The sequence below is a fragment of the Kribbella sp. NPDC004138 genome (assembly GCF_053603655.1).
This window is the reverse complement of sequence record NZ_JBSGFZ010000013.1, coordinates 42539-67920: the sequence shown is the minus strand read 5'-3', so window position 1 is coordinate 67920 and position 25382 is coordinate 42539. Positions and strand designations below refer to the sequence as shown.

General features: G+C 68.7%; 28 protein-coding genes. 12 read left to right on the top strand and 16 right to left on the bottom strand.

The features are described 5' to 3' along the window. The first annotated feature begins 79 nt into the window (after positions 1-79). The gene (locus ACWEOO_RS19650) at positions 80-1267 is read left to right on the top strand and encodes an ABC transporter permease (protein WP_452144198.1); all 1188 of its coding nucleotides are present in this window, start codon (positions 80-82) and stop codon (positions 1265-1267) included. Here ACWEOO_RS19650 and ACWEOO_RS19645 read toward each other — a convergent pair. Both ACWEOO_RS19645 and ACWEOO_RS19640 read right to left on the bottom strand, forming a co-directional pair. Further along, positions 1169-2509 carry an MFS transporter gene (locus ACWEOO_RS19645; protein WP_452144197.1) on the bottom strand — a complete coding sequence of 447 codons (1341 nt, stop codon included), beginning with the start codon at positions 2507-2509 and terminating at the stop codon, positions 1169-1171. The two genes, ACWEOO_RS19650 and ACWEOO_RS19645, sit on opposite strands and share 99 nt — an antisense overlap. Before the next feature lie 13 nt (positions 2510-2522). Then, entirely contained in the window at positions 2523-3002 is a 480-nt protein-coding gene (locus ACWEOO_RS19640; protein WP_452144196.1) for a DUF4188 domain-containing protein, read from the bottom strand. A gap of 187 nt (positions 3003-3189) precedes the next feature. Here ACWEOO_RS19640 and ACWEOO_RS19635 point away from each other — a divergent pair, with 187 nt between their 5' ends. From ACWEOO_RS19635 to ACWEOO_RS19625, 3 genes are read left to right on the top strand one after another with little or no spacing between them, the layout of a single operon-like run. Further along, complete coding sequence (locus tag ACWEOO_RS19635; RefSeq protein ID WP_452144195.1) at positions 3190-4035, top strand: SAM-dependent methyltransferase; 846 nt, start codon at positions 3190-3192, stop codon at positions 4033-4035. Next, on the top strand, positions 4032-4448 hold the full coding sequence (locus ACWEOO_RS19630) for an acyl-CoA thioesterase (RefSeq protein WP_363706537.1): 417 nt from the start codon (positions 4032-4034) through the stop codon (positions 4446-4448). Before ACWEOO_RS19635 ends, ACWEOO_RS19630 begins: the two co-directional genes overlap by 4 nt. Continuing rightward, complete coding sequence (locus ACWEOO_RS19625) at positions 4445-5569, top strand: zinc-dependent alcohol dehydrogenase family protein (RefSeq protein WP_452144194.1); 1125 nt, start codon at positions 4445-4447, stop codon at positions 5567-5569. Before ACWEOO_RS19630 ends, ACWEOO_RS19625 begins: the two co-directional genes overlap by 4 nt. On the opposite strand, the gene ACWEOO_RS19620 is transcribed toward ACWEOO_RS19625, so the two are convergent. Beyond that, a complete protein-coding gene (locus ACWEOO_RS19620; protein WP_452144193.1) occupies positions 5551-6012 on the bottom strand; it encodes a YciI family protein in 462 nt (153 codons plus the stop codon). The two genes, ACWEOO_RS19625 and ACWEOO_RS19620, sit on opposite strands and share 19 nt — an antisense overlap. A gap of 148 nt (positions 6013-6160) precedes the next feature. Here ACWEOO_RS19620 and ACWEOO_RS19615 point away from each other — a divergent pair, with 148 nt between their 5' ends. Together ACWEOO_RS19615 and ACWEOO_RS19610 are read left to right on the top strand one after the other, a co-directional pair. Then, positions 6161-7618: a M12 family metallo-peptidase gene (locus ACWEOO_RS19615; protein ID WP_452144192.1), complete on the top strand. Its 1458-nt coding sequence runs from the start codon at positions 6161-6163 to the stop codon at positions 7616-7618. 253 nt (positions 7619-7871) lie between these two features. Continuing rightward, positions 7872-8801, top strand: a complete 930-nt coding sequence (locus tag ACWEOO_RS19610) for a pre-peptidase C-terminal domain-containing protein (protein WP_452144191.1) — start codon at positions 7872-7874, stop codon at positions 8799-8801. 51 nt (positions 8802-8852) lie between these two features. Here the strand turns inward: ACWEOO_RS19610 and ACWEOO_RS19605 are convergent, their stop codons facing one another. Then, a complete protein-coding gene (locus tag ACWEOO_RS19605) occupies positions 8853-9275 on the bottom strand; it encodes a nuclear transport factor 2 family protein (RefSeq protein WP_452144190.1) in 423 nt (140 codons plus the stop codon). Between the two features lie 95 nt (positions 9276-9370). Here ACWEOO_RS19605 and ACWEOO_RS19600 point away from each other — a divergent pair, with 95 nt between their 5' ends. Beyond that, positions 9371-9859 (top strand): MarR family winged helix-turn-helix transcriptional regulator, encoded by a 489-nt coding sequence (locus tag ACWEOO_RS19600; protein WP_452144189.1) that lies wholly within the window; start codon positions 9371-9373, stop codon positions 9857-9859. Positions 9860-10029: 170 nt separating this feature from the next. Here ACWEOO_RS19600 and ACWEOO_RS19595 read toward each other — a convergent pair whose 3' ends face one another. The 12 genes from ACWEOO_RS19595 to ACWEOO_RS19540 all read right to left on the bottom strand — a co-directional run bounded on the left by ACWEOO_RS19595 (position 10030) and on the right by ACWEOO_RS19540 (position 19812). Further along, a complete protein-coding gene (locus ACWEOO_RS19595; RefSeq protein WP_452144188.1) occupies positions 10030-11736 on the bottom strand; it encodes a SulP family inorganic anion transporter in 1707 nt (568 codons plus the stop codon). 114 nt (positions 11737-11850) lie between these two features. Next, the gene (locus ACWEOO_RS19590; RefSeq protein ID WP_363706524.1) at positions 11851-12198 is read right to left on the bottom strand and encodes an ArsR/SmtB family transcription factor; all 348 of its coding nucleotides are present in this window, start codon (positions 12196-12198) and stop codon (positions 11851-11853) included. Further along, a complete protein-coding gene (locus tag ACWEOO_RS19585; RefSeq protein WP_359936169.1) occupies positions 12195-12404 on the bottom strand; it encodes a hypothetical protein in 210 nt (69 codons plus the stop codon). Before ACWEOO_RS19585 ends, ACWEOO_RS19590 begins: the two co-directional genes overlap by 4 nt. 128 nt (positions 12405-12532) lie before the next feature. Continuing rightward, entirely contained in the window at positions 12533-13720 is a 1188-nt protein-coding gene (locus tag ACWEOO_RS19580) for a M20 metallopeptidase family protein (protein WP_452144187.1), read from the bottom strand. 119 nt (positions 13721-13839) lie between these two features. Beyond that, positions 13840-14946: a hypothetical protein gene (locus tag ACWEOO_RS19575; RefSeq protein WP_452144186.1), complete on the bottom strand. Its 1107-nt coding sequence runs from the start codon at positions 14944-14946 to the stop codon at positions 13840-13842. A gap of 15 nt (positions 14947-14961) precedes the next feature. Beyond that, positions 14962-15405, bottom strand: coding sequence for a hypothetical protein (locus ACWEOO_RS19570; protein ID WP_452144185.1), 444 nt, complete (start codon positions 15403-15405; stop codon positions 14962-14964). Continuing rightward, a complete protein-coding gene (locus ACWEOO_RS19565) occupies positions 15386-16408 on the bottom strand; it encodes a hypothetical protein (protein WP_452144184.1) in 1023 nt (340 codons plus the stop codon). Before ACWEOO_RS19565 ends, ACWEOO_RS19570 begins: the two co-directional genes overlap by 20 nt. Beyond that, entirely contained in the window at positions 16405-16626 is a 222-nt protein-coding gene (locus ACWEOO_RS19560; RefSeq protein ID WP_452144183.1) for a hypothetical protein, read from the bottom strand. The genes ACWEOO_RS19565 and ACWEOO_RS19560 overlap by 4 nt, the downstream gene beginning before the upstream one ends. A 112-nt stretch (positions 16627-16738) precedes the next feature. Further along, the gene (locus ACWEOO_RS19555; RefSeq protein WP_355693811.1) at positions 16739-17152 is read right to left on the bottom strand and encodes an ester cyclase; all 414 of its coding nucleotides are present in this window, start codon (positions 17150-17152) and stop codon (positions 16739-16741) included. 146 nt (positions 17153-17298) lie between these two features. After that, on the bottom strand, positions 17299-18129 hold the full coding sequence (locus ACWEOO_RS19550; RefSeq protein WP_452144182.1) for a DUF72 domain-containing protein: 831 nt from the start codon (positions 18127-18129) through the stop codon (positions 17299-17301). Positions 18130-18151: 22 nt separating this feature from the next. After that, a complete protein-coding gene (locus tag ACWEOO_RS19545) occupies positions 18152-19231 on the bottom strand; it encodes an inositol-3-phosphate synthase (protein ID WP_452144181.1) in 1080 nt (359 codons plus the stop codon). Beyond that, positions 19228-19812 (bottom strand): PadR family transcriptional regulator, encoded by a 585-nt coding sequence (locus ACWEOO_RS19540; RefSeq protein ID WP_131284360.1) that lies wholly within the window; start codon positions 19810-19812, stop codon positions 19228-19230. Before ACWEOO_RS19540 ends, ACWEOO_RS19545 begins: the two co-directional genes overlap by 4 nt. A 215-nt stretch (positions 19813-20027) precedes the next feature. On the opposite strand from ACWEOO_RS19540, the gene ACWEOO_RS19535 reads away from it, so the two are divergent. The 5 genes from ACWEOO_RS19535 (at position 20028) to ACWEOO_RS19515 (ending at position 25264) form a co-directional block, all read left to right on the top strand. Then, complete coding sequence (locus ACWEOO_RS19535) at positions 20028-20429, top strand: hypothetical protein (RefSeq protein ID WP_452144180.1); 402 nt, start codon at positions 20028-20030, stop codon at positions 20427-20429. Then, on the top strand, positions 20318-21268 hold the full coding sequence (locus ACWEOO_RS19530) for a TIGR00366 family protein (protein WP_452144317.1): 951 nt from the start codon (positions 20318-20320) through the stop codon (positions 21266-21268). Before ACWEOO_RS19535 ends, ACWEOO_RS19530 begins: the two co-directional genes overlap by 112 nt. A 126-nt stretch (positions 21269-21394) precedes the next feature. Further along, positions 21395-23626, top strand: a complete 2232-nt coding sequence (locus ACWEOO_RS19525) for a transglycosylase domain-containing protein (protein ID WP_452144179.1) — start codon at positions 21395-21397, stop codon at positions 23624-23626. Between the two features lie 82 nt (positions 23627-23708). Next, on the top strand, positions 23709-24902 hold the full coding sequence (locus tag ACWEOO_RS19520) for a mannosyltransferase family protein (RefSeq protein WP_452144178.1): 1194 nt from the start codon (positions 23709-23711) through the stop codon (positions 24900-24902). 47 nt (positions 24903-24949) lie between these two features. Beyond that, entirely contained in the window at positions 24950-25264 is a 315-nt protein-coding gene (locus ACWEOO_RS19515; RefSeq protein ID WP_359936147.1) for a hypothetical protein, read from the top strand. The last annotated feature ends 118 nt before the right edge of the window (positions 25265-25382 follow it).

Here is a 25382-nt window from a genome sequence, read left to right as displayed (position 1 = left end):
CGCGCTCGCGCGGCTCATCGGGCGTGCGTCCGGCAGCCGAACTGCCTCGCCGCGCCCCCGGGGAAGATCCCGCCCGGCCGTGCGGGATCTGCTCGACGAGGCCCTCGCGGGTGTCGCCGCCCGGCCTACCCGGCTGATCCTCACCACGCTCGGCACCGTGCTCGGTGTCGCCGCGCTGGTGGGGACGGTCGGGCTCGGGCAGACAGCCGCCGGGCAGATCACGCAGCGGTTCGACCTGGCGGCTGCGACCCGCGTGGTGGTGCAACCGGACGACAAGGGCGGACAGGAAGGAGAGGCCGCGACCCAGCTCCCGTGGGACGCGCCGGACCGGATCAAGCGGCTGAACGGCGTGGAAGCGGTCGGTACCGTCAGCAACCTGGAGATCGGCGACGACCTGGTCCAGAACGTGACCGGCCTGGACGGCGGTACCGGGAAGGCCCTCCAGGTGATGGCCGGATCCTCAGGTCTCTGGGACGCGGTCCGCGCGGTGCTCAAGACCGGCCGGTTCTTCGACGACGGTCACGACCAGCGCGCCGACAAGGTGGTTGTCCTGGGCAAGCACGCGGCGGAGCGGCTCGGCATCAACCGGGTCGACTCGCAGCCGGCGGTGTTCATCGGCGACGAGCCGTACACGGTGATCGGCATCCTCGACTCGGTCAGCGGCCGGGCCGAGCTGAACGACGCGGTGATCATGCCGAACGGTACTGCGCGCCAGGCGTACGACCTCGAGTCGCCGGACGCGGTCGAGATCCGTACGGCGGTCGGCGCCGCGCAACTGATCGCGGAGCAGGCCCCGATCGCGATCGAGCCGAACAACCCGAGCACCCTGACCGTCGACGCTCCGCCGAAACAAGGCGCCGTACGGAAGGGGGTCGAGTCGGACCTGAACGCGTTGTTCCTGCTGCTCGGCGCGGTCGCGCTGCTCGTCGGAGGGCTCGGCATCGCCAACGTCACGCTGCTGTCGGTGCTGGAGCGGATCTCGGAGATCGGCCTGCGCCGGGCCCTCGGCGCGGCGCGACGACATATCGCCGTTCAGTTCCTGGTGGAGAGTGTGATCGTCGGCTTCCTCGGCGGACTGCTCGGCACGGCGGTCGGCGTCATCCTGACCGTCGGCGTCTCGTGGGTCCGGGACTGGACACCGATCCTCGACAACCGGCTGGCGTTCGGTTCACCCCTGCTGGGTGCGTTCATCGGCCTGGCCGCCGGTACCTATCCCGCCTGGAAGGCCTCCGCCATCCAGCCGATCACCGCGCTGCGAGGCACGTGAGTACAGCACCGCGGTGATCGCGAAGCCGGCCACGACCAGCGCGAGCACCAGGTACGACTTCCCGCTGTCGGGCAGGATCGCCGCGCCGAGCGCGGCCGCGGAGACCTGCCCGACGTTGAAGATCATGTCGTACAGCGAGAACACGCGACCGCGGTACTCGTCGTCGACACCCGTCTGGACGAGGGTGTCGACGCTGATCTTGATCCCCTGCGCGCAGATCCCGAGCAGGAACCCGCCGATCACCATCGCGGGCTGCGTGTAGAGCCCGATCGGTACGGCGCTCACGACCGCGGCGGCCGCGAACAGCAGCGTGATCCATCGGCGCAGCGCCATCATCACCCGCGTGCCCCACGGCGTGATGAGCGCGGCGACGAACAGGCCGGCGCCGACCGCACCGGTCGCGATCGCGAGTCCACCGAACGCTTGATCCAGCTGGCCGGGACCGTAGAAGTAGTTCCGGTACAGCAGGATCATCGCGACCGTCAGCAGCCCGAAGAAGAAGCGCAGCGAGCCGATCGCGGCGAGGCCGAGGGCGGCCTGCCGGCGTTCGCGGAGATGCCGGCCGCCGTCCACAAGCCCGGCTGCGATGCTGCGGAGGGCTTCCACGATGCCTGGTTCGTCGCCGCTCAGGTCCGGGCCGAGCTGGTCGCGCCGCAGCCGGAGGGCGAGCAGCGCGGCGGCTGTGTAGATGAGGACCGTCAGCCCGAGGACGGCGAGGTCCGAGTCGACCAGCAGTTTCACCCCGGCCCCGATCCCGCCGCCGACCAGGAAGGCCGCCGTACCGGACGTCGGGGTGACCGCGTTCGCCATCACCAGCTCGTCGCGGTCGACGACGTGCGGGAGGCCGGCGGACAGTCCGGAGAGCAGGAAGCGGTTGACGCCGAGCGTGAGCAGGACGGCCAGGTAGAACAACGCGCCTGCGTTACCGGCCGCGACGATCGCGCCGATGCCGATCACCAGCGCGGCGCGGGTCAGGTTCGCGCCGAACAGGATCTGGCGGCGCGACCACCGGTCCAGGAGTACGCCGGTGAACGGGCCGAGGATCGAGTACGGCAGCAGCGAGACCGCGAACAGCCCGGCGATCGCCGCCGCGTCGGGCGCCCGCTCCGGCGAGAACAGCACGTACGACGCGAGCGCGACCTGGAACACCCCGTCGCCGCACTGCGACGTCAGCCGAACCGCGAACAACCGCCGGAAATCGCGCCGCCGAAGCAACGTCGCCAGATCCCGGATGAACCGCACGCTTGCACTGTAACTAGTCGCTCTGGCGCAGCCGTTCGGCGGCGGTGTCGCCGCGTTTGCCGACCGGCTCGACGCCGCGGGCGCGGCCGAGGCCGAGCAGCGGCATGTTGCCGTAGATCGTCTCGGTGTTTCCGGCCGGTACGACGTACGTCTCGTGCCAGATGCCGACTGCCCCGCCCTGGTACGAGGTGCGGAAAAAGTCGACCCAGGCGGGCCGGTGCGTCCGGCCGGAGTCGTTCGCGAACGCCTCCAGCTTCTCAACCGACTCCCAGTACTGGATCAGCGTGACGCCACGCCACGTCGGCAACGTACGGAACCCGAGCAACCCACTGTCCTCGTCGTTGCTCAGCTCCCGCAACATCGGCCCCATCGCCCGCGCCACCGGCACCCATTCCCGCACCTTGCGCACCGAGTTCACCCGCATCCCGATCAGGAACACGACCAGCTCCCCGTCGTACGCCGCGGTCTGCCGCCCCTGGATCACGCCGCTCATGTCCGCCCCTCTCACGTCGGTACCGACCAGGTTCGATTCAATCCTCTGTAAAGGCCAGGGGATGGCGCGCCGGAGCTGATGGCAAGGCGGCCGGTGCGGGGTAGTGTCGTGCTGCCGGTGTCACAGTCCGTTGTGTACCGGCTACGATGGCTCCTCAGTTCTGAGCCGCAGCGCGGATGGGATTTTCATGACTGAATCGCAGGATGCCGACGTCGACCCGCGGATGTACGAGCAGTTGAAGCTCGACCGCCCGCACGGCGCCCGGGTGTACGACTACTTCCTGGGCGGGAAGGACAACTTCGCGATCGACCGGCAGGCCGCCGAGCACTTGCTGCAGGCCTTCCCCGGATTCCGCACCGCCGCGCTGTCGAACCGGATGTGGATGCACCGCGCGGCGAAGTACGCCGCCGAGCAGGGCATCACGCAGTTCCTGGACGTCGGCACCGGCATCCCGACCGAGCCGAACCTGCACGAGGTCGTCCAGGAGATCGTCCCGTCGGCGCACGTGGTGTACGCCGACAACGACCCGATCGTCCTCGCGCACTCCCGCGCGCTGCTGGTCAGCACGCCGGAGGGCCGGACGGCGTACCTCGAGGCCGACGTCACCGACCCGCAGTCGATCCTGCAGTCGGACGAGGTCCGGGAACTGATCGACTTCAGCAAGCCGGTCGCGCTCAGCATCGTCGGCGTCTTCCACTACCTGCCGGACCACCTGAAGCCGTACGACCTGGTCCGTCAGCTCGTCGAGCCGCTCGCTCCCGGCTCGCTGCTGATCTTCTCGCACTGCACCCCGGACTTCGCGCCGGAGCTGTGGGAGCGGGCGATGGTGGTCTACAAGGCCGACGGCGGCGACGCGCAGGTGCGCAGCAAGGAAGAGGTCACCGAGTTCTTCGAGGGCACCGAGCTGATCGAGCCCGGCGTCGTGTCGCCGTTCCGCTGGTATCCCGACGCCGAGACCCAGCGCATGGTCGACAAGGGCGAGTTCACCGACGTCATGTGCAGCCTGTGGGTGGGTGTCGGCCGCAAGCCGTGAGCCGCAGCGAGTATCCGCACCACCTGGCGATCACGCTGCGGTGGAAGGACAACGACGTCTACGGGCACGTCAACAACGTCGAGTACTACAGCTTCTTCGACACGGTCATCAACGACTTCCTGATCCGCCGCGGTGGGCTCGACATCCACCGCGGCGAGGTGATCGGGTTGTGCGTGGACTCGCAGTGCACGTTCAAGCAGCCGCTCGAGTTCCCCGGTGTCGTCGACGCCGGGTTGCGGTGCGGGCAGCTCGGCACCTCCAGCGTGCGGTACGAGATCGCCTTGTTCCGTGAGGATGCTGACGAGCCGGCCGCGACCGGCCGGTTCGTGCACGTGTTCGTCGGGCGGCACGACCGTCGCCCGATCCCGGTCCCGGACGGGATCCGCGCGGCCCTCGAAGGGATCACGCGATGATCGTGCGCGGCGCCGTCCTGCGGGAGATGGGCCGGCCGGCGCCGTACGCCGCGTCGCGGCCGCTGCGGGTGGAAGACGTCGAACTCGCGCCGCCGGGGCCGGGGGAGTTGCTGATCCGGATCCGCGCGGCCGGGCTGTGTCACTCGGACCTGTCGGTGATCGACGGCTCACGCCCACGGGTGATGCCGATGCTTCTCGGCCACGAGGCGACCGGCGAGGTCGTGCACTCCGAGGCTCCCGGGTTCGCGCCGGGCGATGTCGTGGTCTGCGCGTTCGTCCCCGCCTGCGGCAACTGCGCGCCCTGCGCCGAGGGCCGCCCCGCCTTGTGTGAACCGGGTGCCGCCGCGAACACCACCGGCACCCTCCTCACCGGCACGCGCCGCCTCACCACGACCGACCGTCCCGGGGAGCTGCACCACCATCTCGGGGTGTCCGGGTTTGCGGATCATGCGGTGATCTCGGCGCATTCGGCCGTGAAGATCGATCCAACTCTTCCGCCGGAAATCGCGGCCCTCTTCGGCTGCGCGGTCATGACCGGCGTCGGCGCGGTGGTCAACACCGCCCAGGTCCGCGCGGGCCGCAGTACCGCAGTCTTCGGTCTCGGCGGCGTCGGCCTGTCCGCGCTCCTCGGCGCCGTCCTCGCCGGAGCGCACCCGATCGTCGCCGTGGACGTCGTCCCCGCCAAACTCCAGCTCGCGCAGGAGCTCGGCGCGACCGCGGTGGTGGACGCCCGCGCCCCCGACGCTGTCGACCAGGTGCGGGAGGCGACGGCGGGCGGCGCGGAGTACGCGTTCGAGACCGTCGGCAGCGCGAAGGTGCTCGAGCAGGCGTACGCCGTCACCCGCCGCGGCGGCACCACGATCACGGTCGGCCTGCCGCACCCGTCGCAGGCCTTCACCGTGCCCGCGGTCAGCCTGGTCGCGGAAGAGCGCACGGTGAAGGGCTCGTACCTCGGTTCGTCCGTGCCGTCCCGCGACATCCCGCGGTACGTCGCCCTGTACCGAGCCGGCCTGCTACCCGTCGACCGGCTGCTGACCGCGACCGTTGGACTCGACGACCTCAACCAGGCCTTCGACGATCTCGCCGCCGGTACGTCGATCCGTCAGGTGCTGCTGTTCTGAAGGTTCTCGGCGGCCTTCTGGAACGTGTGGTCGTTGCGGTCCTGTGCCTCGTCTGTGTAGTTGTCACCGAAGAACTCGGCGGTGGCAACCGGCCGGATCTCCAGCAACCCGGACGTCTCGGGATTGCCGCCGGCGGTCGCGTCCGCTGCGATACAGCGCCAGCCCCACTCCACCGCCTCCTCGCGGGACGCCACCTCGATCAGGCAGAACCCGGCGATCAGCTCCTTGGTCTCGGCGAACGGCCCGTCGACCACCCGGCGCTTGCCCTCGTCGAGCTGCAACCGGAAGCCGTGCGAGCTCGGCAGCAGCCCGTCGCCCGCGAGCAGGACGCCCTTCTCCGCCATCTCGGCCATCACCAGACCCATCGCGGTCAGGCCCTCCTCGGTCGGAGGCTGCCCGGCCTCGGACGCGTCGTTGGCCTTGAACACCATCATGAACCGCATCGAACCCTCCCAAGTCGACGTTAAATCCCGAGACGAATCTATACAGCGGCGGGGACCATCCGGCAGGCTACGCTCAGTGCGTTCGCGTACACCGCTCGTGAGAATGTCAAGTGAGGCACGCCGGAGTACCTGAGGAGTTCCCGCCCCCATGCCCAACAGCCCCCGCCCCAGATCGCGCCGGATCGCAGGTCTCGCCTGTGCCGGCGCCGTCGTTTTCGGATCCCTGGCCGTCGCGCTCGGCAACCAGGCCGACGCCCAGCAGCCCGCTCCGCTCCCGATCGACCAGCTGCTCGGCCAGGAGCTGCAGGGCAAGGCCGCGCTCGGCCGCGTCCAGTCCCGGCTCACCGAGATCGCCGCGCAGAACAAGTTGTCCACAGACCACCTCCGGCAGATCCTGGCGACTGACCGGACCGCTTGGCTCGACCGTGGCGGCAAGCTGTTCTACCGCGAGCCGGTCGCCACCAGGAGCGAGCTGAAGGCCGCTGCCGCGCCGTCGCCGCGCTGGGCGACCCGCGCCGTCGCCGGTGCGACCGGTCCGGCCTTCGAGTTGCACAGCAAGCCGGGGTCGAACAGGGTCATCTACCTGGACTTCGACGGCCACACCATCACCGGTACGGCGTGGAACACCGGCGGCAAGCCGGCCACCGTCAACGTCACGCCGTACGACACCGACGGCAACACGAGCAACTGGAGCACGGCCGAGCAGGACGTCGTCCGGGACGTCTGGGCGCGGATCGCCGAGGACTACGCGCCGTTCGACGTCGACGTGACCACGCAGGAGCCGGCCGCGTCCGCGATCACGCGGAGCGGTTCGTCCGACCAGCAGTACGGGACGCGCGTGCTGATCGACCCGACCACCTGGTACCAGTCGGGCTGCGGGTGCGGCGGCGTCGCGTACGTCGGTGTGTACGACAACACCAGCAACCACTCGTACTACCAGCCCGCTCTGGTCTTCACCAAGGGCGTCGGTACCGGCGCGAAGAACATCGCCGAGGCCGCCTCGCACGAGGCAGGGCACAACGTCGGCCTCTCGCACGACGGCACCTCGTCCGTCGGGTACTACGCCGGTCACGGCGCCTGGGCGCCGATCATGGGCGTCGGCTACTCGAAGGCGATCAGCCAGTGGAGCAAGGGCGAGTACTCCGGCGCCAACAACAAGGAAGACGACTTCGCGGTGATCGGCCAGAACGGGCTGGCGCTGCGGGGCGACGACCACGGCAACGGCACCGGTGACGCCACCGCGCTCACGCTCGGCACGAGCGTGAAGGGCGTCTACGCCAACGACTCCGACGTCGACACCTTCCGGATCGACCTCGCGACCGGCACCTTCACGTTCGCCGCGTCGGCGGCCGCGTCCGGCGCGGACCTGGACATCAAGCTCCAGCTGCTGAACTCGTCGGGCGGCGTCGTCGCCACCGCGGACCCGGCGGCCGGACAGTCCAACTCGGCCACACCGACCGGGCTGAGCGCGAGCATCAACCGCCAGGTCGCGGCCGGCCGCTACTACCTGCGGATCGAGAACACCGGATACGGCAACCCGCTGAACACCGGCTACTCGACGTACGGCAGCCGCGGCGCCTACACCGTCCGCGTCACGGCGGGCTGACACCCTCTGGCCACCCCGGGGCCGCCGATCCCACCGAGATCGACGGCCCCGGGGTCTTGTTCGGGGGGATCCGCCCACCCGGGGGGACGTGAGGAGGAACCCGTAGTGAACAGAATCCGCCGCACCGGCGCACGGACCAGTTGCGGCAGATCCTTGCCACCGACCAGACCGCGTGGCTCGATGCCGACAGCAAACTGTTCTTCCGCGAGCCCGGCCTGCCGGCCGCGCAGAAGGCTCCTTCGACATCACCCCGGTGGCCGGTTGGAGCACCGCCGAGCAGGACGTCGTCCACGAGGTCTGGGCTCGTGTCGCCGAGGACTACGCGCCGTTCGACGTGGACGTGACGACGCAGGAGCCGCCGCAGTCCGCGATCGACCGGTCGGGCGCGTCGGACCTCGCGTACGGAACGCGGGTGTTGATCGATCCGGACACCTGGTACCAGTCTGGGTGTGGCTGCGGCGGGGTCGCGTACGTCGGCGTGTACGACAGCACCAGCCAGCATGACTACTACCAGCCGGCGCTGGTGTTCACGAAGGGCGTCGGCACTGGCGCGAAGAACCTCGCCGAGGCCGCGTCGCACGAGGCAGGCCACAACGTCGGCCTCTCGCACGACGGTACGTCGACGGTCGGGTACTACCAGGGCCACGGCGCGTGGGCGCCGATCATGGGCGTGGGGTACTACCGCGGCATCAGCCAATGGAGCAAGGGCGAGTACGCCGACGCGAACAACGCGGAAGACGACTTCGCGGTCGTCGGCTCGCACGGACTCGCACTGCGCGCGGACGAAGCCGGTGACACCATCGGCGACGCCGCCGCGCTGACCGGCGGTCCGCCGGTGCCGGGGGTCATCGCGGCCGAGGAGGACACTGACGTCTACGGTTTCGATGTCAGTGCTGCCGGCAACTACACCGCGACGGCGAGCGCCGCTCCGAGCGGTGGCAACCTCGACATCAAGCTGGACCTGCTGGACAGCGCCGGCGCGATCGTTGCCTCGAACGACCCGGCATCCGGGCAGAGCGACGCCGGTACGCCGACGGGGCTCGGCGCGAGTGTTAGCGGCAGCTTGCAGCCGGGTAGGTACTACCTGCGGATCGACAACGTGGGCTACGGCGACCCGTTGAACACGGGCTACTCGACGTACGGAAGCCGCGGCGCCTACACCCTCGGCATCTCGCCCTCCTGATCCCTGTGGCTGGTCGGCCTCTGGCGGGCCGACCAGCCACAGGCCTCGCTCCTAGAGCGCACGCTCGAGCGCTGCAGTCAGTGCGACCGGGCGCACCTCGAGCCCGTCGAACCGCCAGCCCTCCTCGGTACGGCGCGCGCTGTACAGGTGCACGGCGGCTGCGATCGCCTCGGTGTTGTCGTCGAGGACGTAGACCGCGGTGTCGTGCGCGCGCACAGTCGCGGTGTCGCCGTCGACCTCGATCACCAGGTTCGACTTGTTGTGCAGAGTGCGGACGTAGTCGTCGTGACGCGCTCGCGCCATGGCGATGATCGCCTCGACGCCCTTGGCCTCGCCGCGGCGGGACCTGACGACGACGTCTTGGGTGAACAGGCGGTCGCTCTCGTCGTACCGGTGCTCGTCGATCCACAGGCTGTGGCGGGCGACCAGGTCGGCCAGTTCGGTGCGGTCGATGAGTTCTTGCAGGTCGGTCATGGCGGACTCCTGAATGATTAGTCTGTCTAACGTTGGCTGTGCCAATGAATATAGATCGTTAGTCCGACTAACGCAAGCGGCGTATGCTGGCTCTCATGGAGCCGGGTGAGCTGCGTTTCGACCACGGCGACGAAACGCCGGAGCGCCTCAAGGTGCAGCTGTCACGCCTGCTCGGGATGACCGCGGGCCAGACCCAACGCGTCGCGGCGGACGCGCTCCGCGCCGTGGGCGCACACAAGGACCACTTCGTGGTACTGGCCGCACTAGACGAGTTCGGCCCCGCGAGCCAGGCCGCCGTCGCCGGTCGCGCCCGCGTCTACAAGAGCGACCTGGTAGCGGTCCTCAACGAACTCGAAGCCGGCGGCTGGATCCGCCGCACCCCCGACCCCGCCGACAAACGCCGCAACGTCATCACCCTGACGCCCGCCGGCCAAGACCGCCTTATGGAGCTGGACCGCATCCTCACAACCGTCAACGCCCACATCACCGCACCCCTGACCACCGAGGAACGCACCCAGCTCTTCACCCTCCTCAACCGAATCAACACCCACCTGTCCCCACAACAACCGCCCCCGCGAGTCTGATGCCAGCGCGACAACCCACCCAGACCGCCGAGGTTCCCGCCGTCCGACGTGAAGAAGGTCCAACTCACCGCCTGACGCGCACCCCGCCGACCTACCGCCCTAACGCCACCCCGGCGGTCTACCGCCCCAACTGCTTACCGCGCTGACGCCGGCTCGCCGGCGGGTCAGTGTCAGGGCGCTTGGTGGGTGTCTGGGGTGGTGGGCGACGTCGGGGCGTCTGAGGTGCCGGCGGTCTGCAGGACGCCGGTGTGGTGGAGATGTGAGCGGGCAGCCTGGATCGCCTCGGGCGTGCTGGCGAAGACCCGGCCTGCCGCGTACAGGTCGTGGATCACCTCGAGCGCGTCCAGCGTGCGATGGTGACCGGCGCGGATTCCGGACATCAGAACCGTGATGCCGCGACGCTGGAGTTTCTCGATGGCGTCTTTGAGCACGAGCGCACCGCTCGCGTCGATCGCGCTGACCGCTGACATACGCAAGATGACGACGGAGACGTGCGCGACCTCGGACAGTTCGAGCAGGAACCGGTGCGCGGCGAACAGCAGCGGCCCATCGATGCGGTAGGCAACGATGTGCTCGTCCAGCAGGGCACGTTCCTCGACGGTGTGGTCACCAGGCAGATCCGGATGAAGAGGCATCTTCCGCAGGCGGGCGCTGCGCGCGACCGCTCGCAACGCGAGCGCGCCGGCGACGACGAGTCCGAGCAGGACAGCCTTGACCAGGTCCAGGGCGAGGGTCGCGACAGCAGTCAGAGTCAGTACGACGGCGTCGGATCGTGTCGCGCGCGCCATTGCCCGGATCGAGCCGACTTCGACCATACGGATCGAGGTGGCCAGCAGCACCCCGGCCAGCGCCGCGAGCGGGATCCGTGCGACCAGCGGCGCCGCGGTGTAGACGATCGCCGCGAGGAGCGCGGCGTGGACGAGCGCGGCCAAGCGCGAGCCTGCTCCGGAGCGGACATTGACGGCGGTCCGGGCGATCGCGCCGGTGGCGGGTACACCCCCGAACAGTGGTGCGGCCAGGTTGGCCAGTCCCTGGCCGAACAGTTCGCGGTCCGGGTCATGTTTGTGGTTCACGCCCATTCCGTCGGCGACCGCCGCCGACAGCAGTGACTCCAGCGCCGCCAGCGCCGCGACTGCAACCGCTGCCCCGGCGAGCGACCCGAGCGCCGACAAATCGAGGAACGACAGCGACGGTGCGGCAAGGCCGTCCGGCAAGCTGCCGATCCGCGCGACATCCAGACCGGCGACCTCCGCGATGACCGTTACTGCCACAACCGCGACGATCGACAACGGAACCGTCGGCCGGATCCGGGCGCCGACCAGAATGATCACCGCGACACCGATCGCGATCGCTGCGGCCACCCAGTGCGGGTGTGCCGCGAACGACGCGACCGCGCGAGCGGCCACCACGGCGACCTGGTCACCATGTGGCGTCGCAACACCCAGCGCGGCCGGCAGCTGCTGCAACCCGATGACACACGCGATGCCGAGCGTGAACCCTTCAACCACCGACGCGGGAACAAAGGCCATGTAGCGCCCGGCCTTGGCAATCGCCAGACCGACCAGGATCAGCCCGGCCATCAGCCCAACCGTCAGCACCCCGCTCGCCCCGTGTGCATGCATGATCGGCACCAGCACCACGGTCATCGCGCCGGTAGGTCCCGACACCTGCAGACCGGACCCACCAAACGCAGCAGCCACCGCCCCAGCCACCACGGCCGTCGTCAGACCCGCAGCCGCCCCCAACCCGGACGAGATCCCAAACCCGAGCGCCAGCGGAAGCGCAACAATCGCCACGGTCACCCCCGCAACAAGATCGCGCCGCGGCTGCCGCACCATCGCAGCCAGGTCCTCCCTCCCCGGAAGCAACGACCCCACAAGCCTCCAAACGACCGACACCGACCTCACCAAGCCACCTTCTCGTCCTCACGCACTACCGACCCCACCTTCACCGGGCCGCCTCATCGGGCTCGGGCGGTGTTGGCGCCGAGATCACGGAGTTGCCTCTTCGGCTTCGCGTAGTTCGGCCAGGAGTTCGCTTTGGCCGGTGAGCATCTCGGTCAGGAATCGGCGTGCGATTCTCAGCAGCTCGGCGATGTCGCCGCCGGCGAGCTCGTAGATCACCGTCGACGCCTCGCGGTGCGAGGTCACGATGCCGTAGCGGCGTAGCACCGCCAGTTGCTGGGACAGGTTGGACGGCTCGATCCCGATCTCGGCCAGCAGATCCCGCACCGGCCGCGGCCGATCCTGCAGCAACTCCAGTACCCGGATCCGAACCGGGTGCCCCAATACCCGAAAGAACTCAGCCTTTGCCTGATACAGCGGAACCCCCGCCGTCATCGCCGCTCCCCGGAGTCGCCCGCAGCCCCAAGCCCGCCTTCATCGACATCGACGTCGTGCTCGAGTGCCAGCCTCAGCAGACTCTCGAGTTCACCGGTGCGGACATCCACGGCGTAGAAGTCCCCCGCCGCCTTCGCCGCGTCCAGCGCCTCGCGCGCCTCACGCACCCGCCGCCGCAAATCACTCGCGAACTCACTGCTGCCCACAACACCTCCACCGCGGCTCCGTCCTGACGGCTTCAGAATGTAGCGAATTGAAGAATTATGCAAATCGTCAAGACTCCGAGCCCCCGCCGACCAGCAGCGTGCAGTTGCTGGGTGGCGGGTGGTGTGGGTTAGGAGGGGATCAGGTGGTGGGTGGCTAGGTGGGCCAGTGCGGCGGAGGTGTCGGCGAGGACCGCGTCGTCGAAGCGGACGAGGCTCGAGTGGTTGGAGGGGGCTTCTTCGGGGGTGACGTCGTCGGGGCGTGCGCCGACCATTGCGAAGGTGCCTGGTACCTCGCGAAGGACCATCGAGAAGTCTTCCGCGCCCATCAGGGGGTTTTCCAAACGCTGCACCCGGTCCGCGCCGAACACGTCAGTGAGCAGCTCGGTGGTTTCCGCCGTGCGTCCGGCGTCGTTGACCGTCACCGGGTACTGCGGGTCGAGGCGCGCGTCGACCGTGCAGCCGTGCGCGGCCGCGATTCGCTCCGCCAACGCCGGCAGTTCACGAGTCAGCTGCTCCAGCATCGCCTCGGACAGCGTGCGGACGGTCGCGCCGAGGCGGGCCGTGTTCGGGATGACGTTGATCGCGACGCCCGCCTCCAGTTGCGTCACCGTGATCACCACCGGGTCGAACACGTTCACCCGCCGCGTGGTGTACGCCTGCAACGCCAGCACGATCTCCGCGACCACCGGCACCGGGTCCACGGTGCGATCCGGCATCGACCCGTGCCCGCCCTTCCCGCGCACCGTGATGTGGAGCTGGTTCGAGCTCGCCATGATCGTCCCCGGCCGCAGCTGGAACGTCCCCTTCGGTGCCTGCGACCAGACGTGCAACGCGTACGCCGCGATCGGTTTGTCGCCGGTTGCCTCCAGAAGACCCTCGCGCAGCATGTATCCCGCGCCGCCGAGACCCTCCTCGCCCGGCTGGAACATGAAGACGACGTTGCCGTGCAGTTCGTCTCGCTGCGCGCTCAGCAAGCGGGCCGCTCCGATCAGCCCCGCGGTGTGCAGATCGTGGCCGCAGGCATGCATGTTGCCGTTCTCGGCGGCGTACTCGAGGCCGGTCTCTTCGACCACCGGCAACGCATCCATGTCGCCGCGCAGCAACACGGTCGGCCCCGGTGCCCCGCCTCGCAGCACCGCCACGACCGACGTCACCTCTGTGCCCGTGGTGATTTCCAGCGGCAACCCCGCCAGTGCATCCATCACCACCGCCTGAGTCCGAGGCAAGATCAATCCCACCTCGGGCTCCCGATGGAGCACCCGCCGGACCTCGACCAGTTCGGCCAACCTTTCGGCACCCTCAGCAACCAGGTCCACCGATGCTCCTCTCGTCGCGGGCTCTTCATCCGCGCCTCCTGCCGGCGTCCAGTCACCGTACCCGGCCTCGGCGCCGTGGCTGTGCCCCGGGCACGCTCGCCCAACCTTGTTGCACTGCGTCAGTCCCGCGACAACCTGGTAGGTCCAGAGGCCGACCGTCGGTGCCCGCCAGGCGCAGCGCTCCAGCTCGGCGGCTGAGTCGAGCCCTGGTCTCCCTGCGCCGGACCGTCAGAGCCCTGACCGTCGGAGCGTGGTTCTTGGGAGTGCGGGCCTTCGGAGTGCAAGCCCTCGGTCTGCGGACCGTTGGGCTGCGAGCCGTCGGAAGCTCGGCTGCCGTGCTGTGTCCGATCCGGTGTCCGATGTGGTGTCGTCGTGGCGCCGAGACCGGCGTCAAGTGCCCGGCGCAGGTCCTGGTTGCCGGCCCAGTGCTCGGCGATCGTCTGGATCTCCGCAGTTGCGCTCCGGAATGCGCTCCGTCCAGCGAGACCGGCCATGCGAAGGTCCGAGGGGTCGTTCTTGTCGTAGTCGTAGACAGCGGCGAATGGTCCGTGCATGGCCTCGGCGATGCGGCTGATCGCGTCGGCCCTCGCGGTCTCCGGAACCAGTCGGCTCAGATGCTTCGTGTACAGGAGGTCCGCGGCGAGCTTGAACTTCTCAGCGGTGTTCACCACCGCTATTCGGTGGATGACCTCGGAGGGTTCCAGGCCGACGTCCGCGCCGACCGCGGTACTGAATGCGTCGACTGCAGGGGTGTAGGCCGCATAGGCCTGCAGGCTCTGCCGCCTCTTGATGCCGGGAGCGATCTGCTCGAGACCGAGCTCGTCGATGAAGTTGTCGAGCTCGTTCTGTGTCGCCCGCTCTGTGACTCCCTCCTCGAAGACCTTGTATGCCCTGCCCTCGTACGCATCGAGCGGGAAAGCCAACGACGTACCTGGCCCGGCCAGCAGGTGGATGTTCTCGTGGAACAGGGTGCGCAGAGCTTCGCGGTACCTGTCGAGTGTCTCGTCGTCGTGCTGCAGGTAGGCACGATCGAACATGTCCTGCAGCGGCTCGATGACGTCCTGCGGGTGGTACAGGATCGTGCCCTCCCAGGTCACCTTGGACACTTGGTCGTCGCCGCGCGGGAGCACCCGGTAACGCTTGTTCCAGGCAGAGTGGTGCGCGCGCATCACTGCCACGGTGAGGTCCGCCTGGAGCCGCATCAGCTCCGCGAAGCTCGTGATCACGGTCGACGGTCCGCGCTACTCGGCGTGCCCCGGAGCGTCTCGTAGGTCGGGGTTGTTGAAGCGGATGCCCTCGATGTCCATCGCGAGCGGCTCGCCGAGCTGGCGGATCCGGGTTGCCTCGACTCCTGGCGCGGTCTTGGCGATCCGGCCGATCTCGGTGATCGCAGCCTGGAGGAGCTCGATGCGCTCTGCCGGGGTGCCTGTGGAGCCGAGCCCCCGCGACTGCACCTTGAGCGCTGCTGCCATCTCGTCGGACATCGGGGGGACCTTGTAGTTCAGCACGTACTCCAGTGAGGACAGGCTCCGCTCGGCACGCTCCCGATCCGCCGCCGGCTCCACCGTCGGGACCAGGCTCCGCAGTCGTTCAACTTCGATCGGCAGCCGCTCCTCGGGGATCTCTTTGGCCATCACTGCCTCGACGAGCCGCTGCTCCTCTGCGTCATACGCCGCGTAGTCCATGCCCCTCAGTATCCCGGCGGCTGGGGGGCTGCCGGTGCTGGGCGAACTGACGGTGCGCGGGGTGGGGTCGGGTGGGCGGCGTGTGAGTGGCTGCCGGATGTCTGAATGTTGGTGTGGCGAGTCCGGACAGGGCCGATTCGTGGGGTGACGGCGCACTGCGGATCGGGGCGGGAGGTGGGAGGGCACAGTCGTCGAGGTGTCCGGCGGAGTCGGTGGTGTGAGTTTCGCGGCGGAGATCGGTGAGGATCTGAGTGGCGGTTGCCAGGGAGTGCTTGCCGGCGACGCCGGGTCGGTCCAGTTCATAGGTGTCGAGGTGGGCGAGGCCGGAGCGGAGGATCGTTTCGAGGCGGGCGCGGGTGTCGGTGTCAGGGAGATCGTGGGACTTGCAGACGAGGTCGACGAGTAGGGGGAACTGACCGGCTGCGGTCTGGCGGTTGAGCAGCGCCAGGGTTTCGCCGGGGGAGAGAGCGTTGCGGGCGTCGAGGTCCGCGGTGAGCTTGCGGACGGCGGGGACGAAGGCGGCGTAGTACCCGGTGGAGCGGACGGAATCGATGCCTGGCGCAACCTTGTCGATGCCGAGCCGGCGGAGGAAGTCGTCGAGGTGGTCCTGGGCCCAGGCCTCCGTGACGCCTTCCTCCAGTTGGCGGCTGCCGGGTTTGGTGAAGGCTTCGCGGGCCGCTTCCTGGGTGGCGCCGTCCGGGCCGAGGAAGTGGGCATGCTCGTGGAGCAGCGTTGCCAGGGACTCGCGGTAGGCGACGAGGGTCGGTGTCGGACGTGTCGTGCCGGCGTGTTCGTAGAGGTGGCGGAGCGGGTCGACGATCGACTCGCGGTCGAGGTAGAGGGTGCCGTCCCAATGGGCCAGGCCGAGCATCGCGCTGGACGATTCGATGATGTGGCCGTTCCACGCGGACCGGTCGGCGCCGGCGAGTTCGCGAGCGGTGTCCCCGCTCGCCGCCAGCAACTCCGGGACCGAGGTCGGGTGGGCCGCCAGAGTCGTCGTCACGAGCGCAGCGCGGACGAGAGCCGGACCAGCGAGTCCGCCGTGCGGCGCAGGCGCGCGCGATCCTCCGGATCGTCGGCCTGGGCCGCGAGGCGGACGAGTTCGGTGATCAGCCAGTCGGCCCGGGCCTGCCGTTCGGCGCGCGGGGCGAGTCCGGCCGGCGGCAGGTCGGGTGGTGCGAGGGGTGTCGGGCTGGGCGGCGTACCGATCGAATGCTGCATGAGATGTCCTCCCGAGTCGTGAAGTCGGCGGAGAACATACGGAGATCGGCCCCGGAATCCACGGCGGATTTCGGAACTGTGGATAACCCAGGCACCCGGCGTACCGATGGGCCTACTGCTGTGCGGACTCCTGCAGCTCGTGGATCAGCGCTGACATCGGGAAGTACGCCCGAAGCGCCGTGATGCGATCGCCGTCGACGTCGTAGAAGACGGTGTACGGCAGGCGGACCGTGGTGCCTGTCGCCGGTACGCCGGCGAACTCGGCCGTGTGCTTTCCGACGAAGACGGCTTCCAGCGCCGCGACGCCGTCGCCGGACGCGACGTTCCTGACTTCCGGTGACGCGTCGAACAGCTGGGTGTGCATCGCGAGGATGAAGTCGCGGACGGCCTCCCGGCCACGCACCTCGTCCCCGGTCTCCATCGTCGTCCACACGATGTCGTCGCTGAAGAACGACGCGAAGTCGCCGCCGTTCAACAGCGCCGCCAGGTAGTCGCGCAGTGTGGATTCGGTCTGTGCCACGGACATCAGGGCCCCCTTTCAACGGAAGGCCGCGGCCCGATGTCGCGGCCTCTGGACCGGCATCCCGGTCCCCCCATCGGTCAGTCAAGCACCGTGCCCGTACGGGGGAAAGGGGGCTCATCGGCCGGGCGCGAAGGTCAAACGCATGACGTTCAGAACAGGGTCGGAGGCTCGCTCGCGATCGGCTCGGGAAGCGGAGTGATTTCGGGGGCGGCGGCAGCGACAGTCGCGTGGAAGCGGCGGGCGAGGTCGAGGGACTCGGCGTTGTCCGGGGTGTGCAGGAAGATCGTCGGGGAGCGCCCCTCGGACAGCCAGGTGACGACCAGTTCGACGAGGTACGCCCAGCCTTCGACGGTCTCGTCCACGGAGTCGCGGCCGATGTAGCGGACGATCGGATGACCGGTCAGTGCGCGGGTCCGGCGGGAGACGCGCGGCTTCTTCATCCAGGCGTCGCGCTCGGCCAGGCTGGTGGGACGGCGGGCGAACAGTGTGCCGGTGTCGAACGGGATCCACTCCGCGTTCGCGCGGGCCAGGACGCGTTCCAGGTTCGCGGCGGCTCGGGGGTCGTCGAAGAAGTCGCGGTGCCGGACCTCGACGGCGTACCGGTGCTCGCGGGGCGCCTGGTGCAGGAAGGCCGCGAGGGTGCCGAGGCCGGTCGGCGAGAAGGCGGCGGGAAGCTGGATCCAGACCGCGTGGTTGCGCGGGCCGAGCGGCTCGATCGCCGCGAGGAAAGCGCGAAATTCGGCGTCGACGTTCGTTAGCCGGCGCTCGTGGGTGACGACCTGCGGCAGTTTCACCACGAACCGGAAGTCAGGCGGCGTCTGCGCGGCCCACGACGCCACCGTCGACACGGACGGCGTCCCGTAGAACGTGGTGTTGCTCTCCACCGCGTTGCACCACGAGGCATACGAACGCAGCTTCTCCCGACCGGGCTGCGGCCACGCGGGATGTGTCCATTGGGCACATCCCACGTGGAGCCGCATCGTCACAATCTAGCGAGGAACCTCAGCGCTCGACCTCGCCGCGGATGAACTTCTCCACCAGCTCGCGGCAGACGTCGTCGGCGTACTGCTCCGGCGGGGACTTCATGAAGTACGACGACGCGGACAGGATCGGGCCGCCGATGCCGCGGTCCTTGGCGATCTTCGCGGCGCGGATGGCGTCGATGATGATGCCGGCCGAGTTCGGCGAGTCCCAGACCTCGAGCTTGTACTCCAGGGACAGCGGGACGTCGCCGAAGTTGCGGCCCTCGAGGCGGATGAACGCCCACTTGCGGTCGTCCAGCCAGGCCACGTAGTCCGACGGGCCGATGTGCACGTTGCGGTCGTCGATCTCGTCGCGCAGTTGCGACGTGACGGACTGGGTCTTGCTGATCTTCTTGGACTCCAGCCGCTCGCGCTCGAGCATGTTCTTGAAGTCCATGTTGCCGCCGACGTTCAGCTGGTACGTGCGGTCCACGGTCACGCCGCGGTCCTCGAACAGCTTGGTCAGCACCCGGTGCGTGATGGTGGCGCCGATCTGCGACTTGATGTCGTCACCGACGATCGGCAGGCCGGCGGCGGTGAACTTGTCCGCCCACTCCTTGGTGCCGGCGATGAAGACCGGCAGCGCGTTGACGAAGGCGACACCGGCGTCGATGGCGCACTGCGCGTAGAACTTCGCGGCCTGCTCGGAACCCACCGGCAGGTAGCAGACCAGGACGTCGACGGCCGCCTCACGCAGCGTCGCCACGACGTCGACCGGCGCGGCGTCCGACTCGGTGATGGTCTCGCGGTAGTACTTGCCGAGGCCGTCGAGGGTGTGACCGCGCTGCACCGTGATGCCGGTCGGCGGCACGTCGCAGATCTTGATCGTGTTGTTCTCGCTGGCGCCGATCGCGTCGGCGAGGTCCAGCCCGACCTTCTTGCCGTCGACGTCGAACGCGGCCACGAACTCCACGTCCCGGACGTGGTAGTCGCCGAACTGGACGTGCATCAGACCGGGGACGCGCTCCTCGGGCTTCGCGTCGCGGTAGTAGTGCACGCCCTGGACGAGCGAGCTGGCGCAGTTGCCGACGCCGACGATCGCTACGCGGATCGAGGTCATCTGGAATCTCCTTGAGTAGGCGGGTGGTGCTGGTCAGGGGGCCGCTGTTGCCGCCGCTCGCCGTCGATCAGCTCGTTCAGCCAGCGGACCTCGCGCTCGGCCGACTCCAGGCCGTGCCGTTGCAGCTCGAGGGTGTAGGCGTCGACTCGCTCCGCCGTCCGGCTCATCGCCGCCCGGAAGTTGGCCAGCCGCTCCTCCATCCGGGCCCTGCGGCCCTCGAGGATGCGCAACCGGGTGGCCGGGTCGGTCCGGCCGAAGAACGAGAAGCGGACGCCGAACGTGTCGTCCTCCCAGGCCGACGGCCCGGCTTCGTGCATCGCGTGCGCGAAGTAGTCCTTGCCGTCGGCGGTGATCGTGTACACGATCTTGGGCCGCCGGCCCGACTCCGGCGTCCCGGGGTCGGCCGTGATCAGCCCGTTGCGGAGCATCGCTTTCAGGCACGGGTACAGCGAACCGAACGACAGCACGCGTCCCCACCCGAACTGGGCGTTGACGCGCTTGCGGAGCTCGTAACCGTGCATCGGCGCTTCGTGCAGCAGACCGAGTACGGCGAGCTCGAGGACACCACTGCGGTTTCCCATGAGCCACCTCCCTCGGTCCAGTTTGTCATGACCTGATGTATCGACTCGATACATCGTGCCGCCACTGTAAGCAGACCTGGCACCTGTGGACAACCCCTGACAAAGAAGACCTTTGTCACCCGCGCCGCACGGCACGCCCGGGAAACCTGTTACGTCAGGCGCCTATCTGCGTTAATCGAATGACACTCAGCGTCGTAGCTCGGGAGCGGACAGTAATGACCGACAGTCATGCGAAGCACGCCAGGCCCGACATCGCCGCCGAGGGGGTGCTCGCCCGGCTGGCGCTGCGGTTCACCGCGTTCACCGAGAAGTGGCTGCCGGACGCGTTCGGCTTCGTCCTGGTCGGCACGTTCGTGGTGCTGCTGTTCGGCCTGGTCACCGGTGAGCCGCTGCTGAAGCGCCCCGACGACCCGGCCGCGACCAAGGGCTTCGGGTTAGTCGATGCCTGGGGCATCGGGTTCTGGTCCGCGCGCTCGGTGCGATGGCGTTCCTCGGGCTCGGTACGGTGTGGGCGCAGGGACTGTCCGGCTCGGCGGCGTTGCAGGTGGCGAGCGCGAGCAGCAGCCCGCCGCCGGTGCAGGAGGTCATCAAGGCCGGCGGTCACGCCGGCGGGCTGATCCCGCTCAGCGACACGATCTTCACCTGGCAGGCGCTGGTGGCGACGCTGATCGTGTACGTCGTGGGCGTCGCGATGGCCTGGTTCATCGCACCGGGCGAGGGCAACGCGCGGACCGCGGAGCAGATCGGCATCGAGCTCAAGCCGCTCATCGGGCGCGGCTCGGCGTACAACGGTCAACGGCAGGAGACGCGCAGACCCGGCGACTGGCTCGAGCACTCGCCGCTGTTCAGTCTGCTGATCGTCCTGCTCGGCGTGACCTACCTGGTGCGCTACTTCAGCGGGAAGAGCTTCTTCAACGCGCTGGACCTCAACACGGTCAACCTGATCCTGTTCCTGCTCGCGCTGCTCCTGCACTGGCGGCCGTGGCGGATGGCGCGTGCGGTGCGCGACGGCGCGCCCGCGGCGGCCGGCGTACTGCTCCAGTTCCCCTTGTACGGCGGCATCTTCGGCATGATCGCCTACACCGGGATCTCCGCGCGCCTCGCCGGGTGGCTGGTGCAGGCGAGCAACCAGTTCCTGTTCCCGCCGCTGGTCGCGATCTACTCGTGCCTGCTCGGCATCTTCGTCCCGAGCGGCGGCAGCAAGTGGGTGATCGAGGCGCCGTACGTGCTGCAGGCCGCGAACGAGCTGCGCGTCGACGCCGGGTGGATGGTCGTCGTGTACGACCTGGGCGAGGCGAGCGCGAACCTGCTGCAACCGTTCTGGATGCTGCCGACGCTCGCCATCCTGGGCCTCAAGGCGCGCGACATCATGGGCTACACGTTCACGATGTTCCTGGCCTGTTTTCCGGCGGCGCTGATCGCCGTGACCTTGCTCGCACCGCACGTGACGGGGTAACCGCTTGCATCGGCTTTGAGCCCCGCCGGACCTGCTTGCTACTATCCGGAGCGGATTCGGGCGTATTACCACACCCACCGTAGTCTGTGGGGCAATGACTTCCGCGAGATCGTCGAGGATTGCACAGTGAGTGAAGCTCGTAGAAAGGCCGCCCCGCCACCCCGGCGGAAGAAACACTGGGCGGTCCGGGTGCTCGGTTGGCTGGCCGCACTCGTCTTCCTCGGCATCATCGGCTCGGTCGCCGCGTTCTTCGTCGTCTACCAGACCACGAAGATCCCGGACCCGAACAAGGAGTTCGCCACCAACACCACCACGGTGACGTACGCCGACGGCCGCAACCCGCTGGGCACCTTCTACGAGCAGAACCGGCACACGGTGCCGCTGGCGCAGATCCCGAAGCACGTCCAGGACTCGGTGATCGCGGCCGAGGACCGGACCTTCTGGACCAACCCCGGCATCTCCCCGAGCGGCATGGTGCGGGCCGCGGTCAACATCGCGCGCGGCGAGCAGCTCCAGGGCGGTTCGACGATCACCCAGCAGTACGTGAAGATCATGTACCTGACCCAGGAGCGGACGGTCTCCCGGAAGTTCAAGGAACTGTTCATCGCGACCAAGCTCGGCCGGCAGCAGGACAAGAGCAAGACCCTCGAGGGCTACCTCAACACGATCTACTTCGGCCAGGGCGCGTACGGTATCGCGGCCGCGGGTGACACGTACTTCCAGGTGAAGGACCCGAAGGACCTGTCGGTCCCGCAGGCGGCTCTGCTCGCGACCGTGCTGAACAACCCGACACTGTTCGACGTCACCGACCCGGATCCCCGGACCAAGGCGCGGATCATCGAGCGGTACAAGTACGTCCTCGACGGCATGCAGCAGATGGGCACGATCTCCGAAGCCAAGGAGAAGCAGTACGCGGCCAAGTTGCCCGACCTGGGCAAGATGCGGAAGAAGAGCAGCCGGTACGCCGGGCCGAACGGCTTCCTGCTCGACATGGCCCGGAAGGAACTGGCGCAGCGCGGCTTCGACGAGGACGAGATCACCGGCGGCGGCCTGAAGGTGACCACCACCTTCAACTACACCCAGCAGAACAAGATGCTGGATGCCGCCAAGGAGCTCCCGAAGAAGAACGCCGGCCTGCACATCGGAATGGCCGCCGTGAAACCGGGCACCGGCCAGCTGCTGGCGATGTACGGCGGGCCGGACTTCCTGAAAAGTCAGCTGAACTGGGCGACGACGAAAGCCAGGCCCGGTTCGTCGTTCAAGCCGTTCGCACTGGCGGCCGCGCTGCAGGACAAGAAGTCGCTGTGGGACGTCTACCAGGGTGACAGCCCGATCGTGGTCCAGGGGCAGAAGTTCGGCAACGAGCTCAGCACCGACTACGGCGACGTCACGCTGATGAAGGCGACCGAGCAGTCGATCAACACCGCCTTCTACGACCTGGTCGACAACGACATGGACGACGGCCCTTCCAAGGTAGTCGACGCTGCCGAGGCGGCCGGCATCCCGGCGACGAAGACGCTGGAGAAGGACCGGCAGGCACCGGCGACGGTGCTCGGTCCGGACGCCTACGCGTCGCCGGTCGACATGGCGAACGCGTACGCGACCTTCGCTGCCGAGGGCAAGTACACGCCGCTGCACGTGATCAAGGAAGTCCGCGGCCCGGACGGCAAGGTTCTGTGGTCGGAAGCGAGTGTCCTGAAGCAGCAGAAGCAGGCCTTCACGCCGGAGATCGCGAACCTGGTCAACTACGCGCTGCAGAACGTGGTCGAGAAGGGCACCGGTGAGGGCGCCAAGGATCTCGACCGCGCAGTCGCCGGGAAGACCGGCACCGCCGGTGGTGTCGCGGTCGAGGACCGCAAGGCGAACGCCGCGTGTGACGGCTGTAAGGACGGGTCGGCGACGCTGACCTCGTGGTGGACCGGCTACACGCCGGACGAATCCACCTCGGTGCTGTACCGGGCCGGCGCGACCGGTGAGTCGGACCTCGACCCGTACAGCGACGACCCGGCGTTCTTCGGCGGCAACTGGCCGCTGAAGACTTGGCTGGCGTTCATGAAGTCCGCTCTCGACGGCGTGCCCGAGGCCGAGTTCAACGAGCCGGACAAGGAACAGATCAAGGACACGTCGACGCCGACGTACACCCCTCCGCCCAGTACGCCGCCCCCGAGCACTCCTCCGCCCAGTACGCCGCCCCCGAGCACTCCTCCGCCGAGCACCCCGCCGCCGAACACGCCGACGGGCAAGCCGACGAAGACCAAGCCGACGCAGACGACGACCACCCCGGTCATCCCGACGCTGCCGACCGGTGGGCCGACCCAACCCACCGACACGCCGCGAACACCGGGCGGGGGTCAATAGCGTCCACCATCGGGGACTGCTACCCGGATGGGGGACGATAGGGCTGTGACTCGGGTGGACCGTGGTGTGCGGCGGTGCGGGCGTGTTTGAGCGTTCGGCCGCCGACGAGTCACGGCCGGGTCGGGCCCGGCGGGCCCGGGTCGACGGGGTCGGGTGGCAGCGGTGGATGCCGACGGCGATGACCCGGGAAGTGCTCGGGTGGTGGCTGGTCTCCCGGATCGCGCTGTTCGTGCTGTCGATCTCCGCGCCGCTGCTGTTCAACCGGGGCAGCGACTACCCGAACGTGTGGAAGGCCTGGCTGCAGTGGGACGTCTGGCACCTGAAGGCGGTCGCCGAGTTCGGCTACAACCACGGTGAGCCGTCCGGTGCGCCGCTGGCCGCGTTCTTCCCTGGCTTCCCGTTGCTGGTGCGGCTGGTCAGCTACACGGGCATCGGCTACGTCGCCGCCGGCATCGTGGTGTCCGCCGTCGCCAGCGCCGTCGCGGGCGTGTATCTCGCGCGCCTGGCGCAGTACGAGTTCCCGGAGCTGAAAGGCCTCGGCCCGAACGCGGCGATGATCTGGTACTGCGCTCCGGTCGGCGTCTTCCTAGCGGCCGGGTACACCGAGGCGCTGTTCTGCGCGTTCGCGTTCCCCGCCTGGCTGGCCGCGCGACAGGGCCGCTGGGCGCGCGCCGCGATCTTCGTCGCGTTGGCGTCGACGGTGCGGGTGTCCGGGCTCTTCCTGATCTTCGCGCTGCTCGTCGAGTTCCTGACGTCGAAGAAGCGGGACTGGTTGTCGCTGCCGTGGCTGGCGCTGCCCGCCGTACCGGTGCTCGGCTTCATGGCGTACCTGAAGCAGATCCACGGCTCCTGGTTCGCCTGGCAGGAGGCGCAGGAGAAGGGCTGGGCGCGCGAATTCACCTGGCCGTGGACCTCACTGGTGCACACTTTCGAGGCCGCGAGTAAGGGCCACTTCGCGCCCGACCGCAGCGACTGGACCTGGATGTTCCGGGCCGAGCTGGTCGCGCTGTTCATCGGGCTGCTGCTGCTCGCCTGGCTGTTCTGGCGCCGCTCCTGGGGTGAGGCCGCCTGGGTCGCGGCGACGATCGGCGCCTTCTGTACGTCGTTCTGGATCTACTCGCTCACCCGGGCCACCCTGCTCATGTGGCCGCTGTGGATCGGGCTCGCGGTGCTCGCCAGACGCAGACCGTGGATCGGCCGCCTGTATCTGGCCGTGGCGATACCGCTCGCCGCGGTCTGGGCGGCCGGCTTCTTCACCGGCCGCTGGTCCGGCTGAGTAGTTCTGCTCATGCCCTGAACCTGCCGCGTACATAGCGTGATCTCATGGAAGCCCGGACGATCGGCAGGGTCGCCCTGCAGGCGGTGCTCGTCGGTGTGCTGGCCGGCGCCGCGTACGCGTTGATGCGTCAGTTCGGCGCCCCACTGTGCCCGCCGACCGGGGTGAGCTGTGCGGTGGAGCACGGCGGTGCGTTGTTCGCCGTACAACTCGGCGGTTTGGCGACGGCTCTGGCGCTGCCGGTGCTGGCGCTGCGGGCCGGTCTCGGATGGGTGTTCGCGGTCGCCGCGACGGCCGGTGTCCTGGTCGTGAACGTGGCCTGGTTCGTGGCGTTGTCCGACATGTGGACAGTTCTGGGCTGAGGCAACCCTCGACGGGGTTCGAACGTCGATACAAGTGAAGGGGTGGCAGTCCGGGCGGGGACCGCCACCCCTCCTTCACCTTCCGGCGGAACCTTTCAGGGGCAGGCTCCGCCGGTGA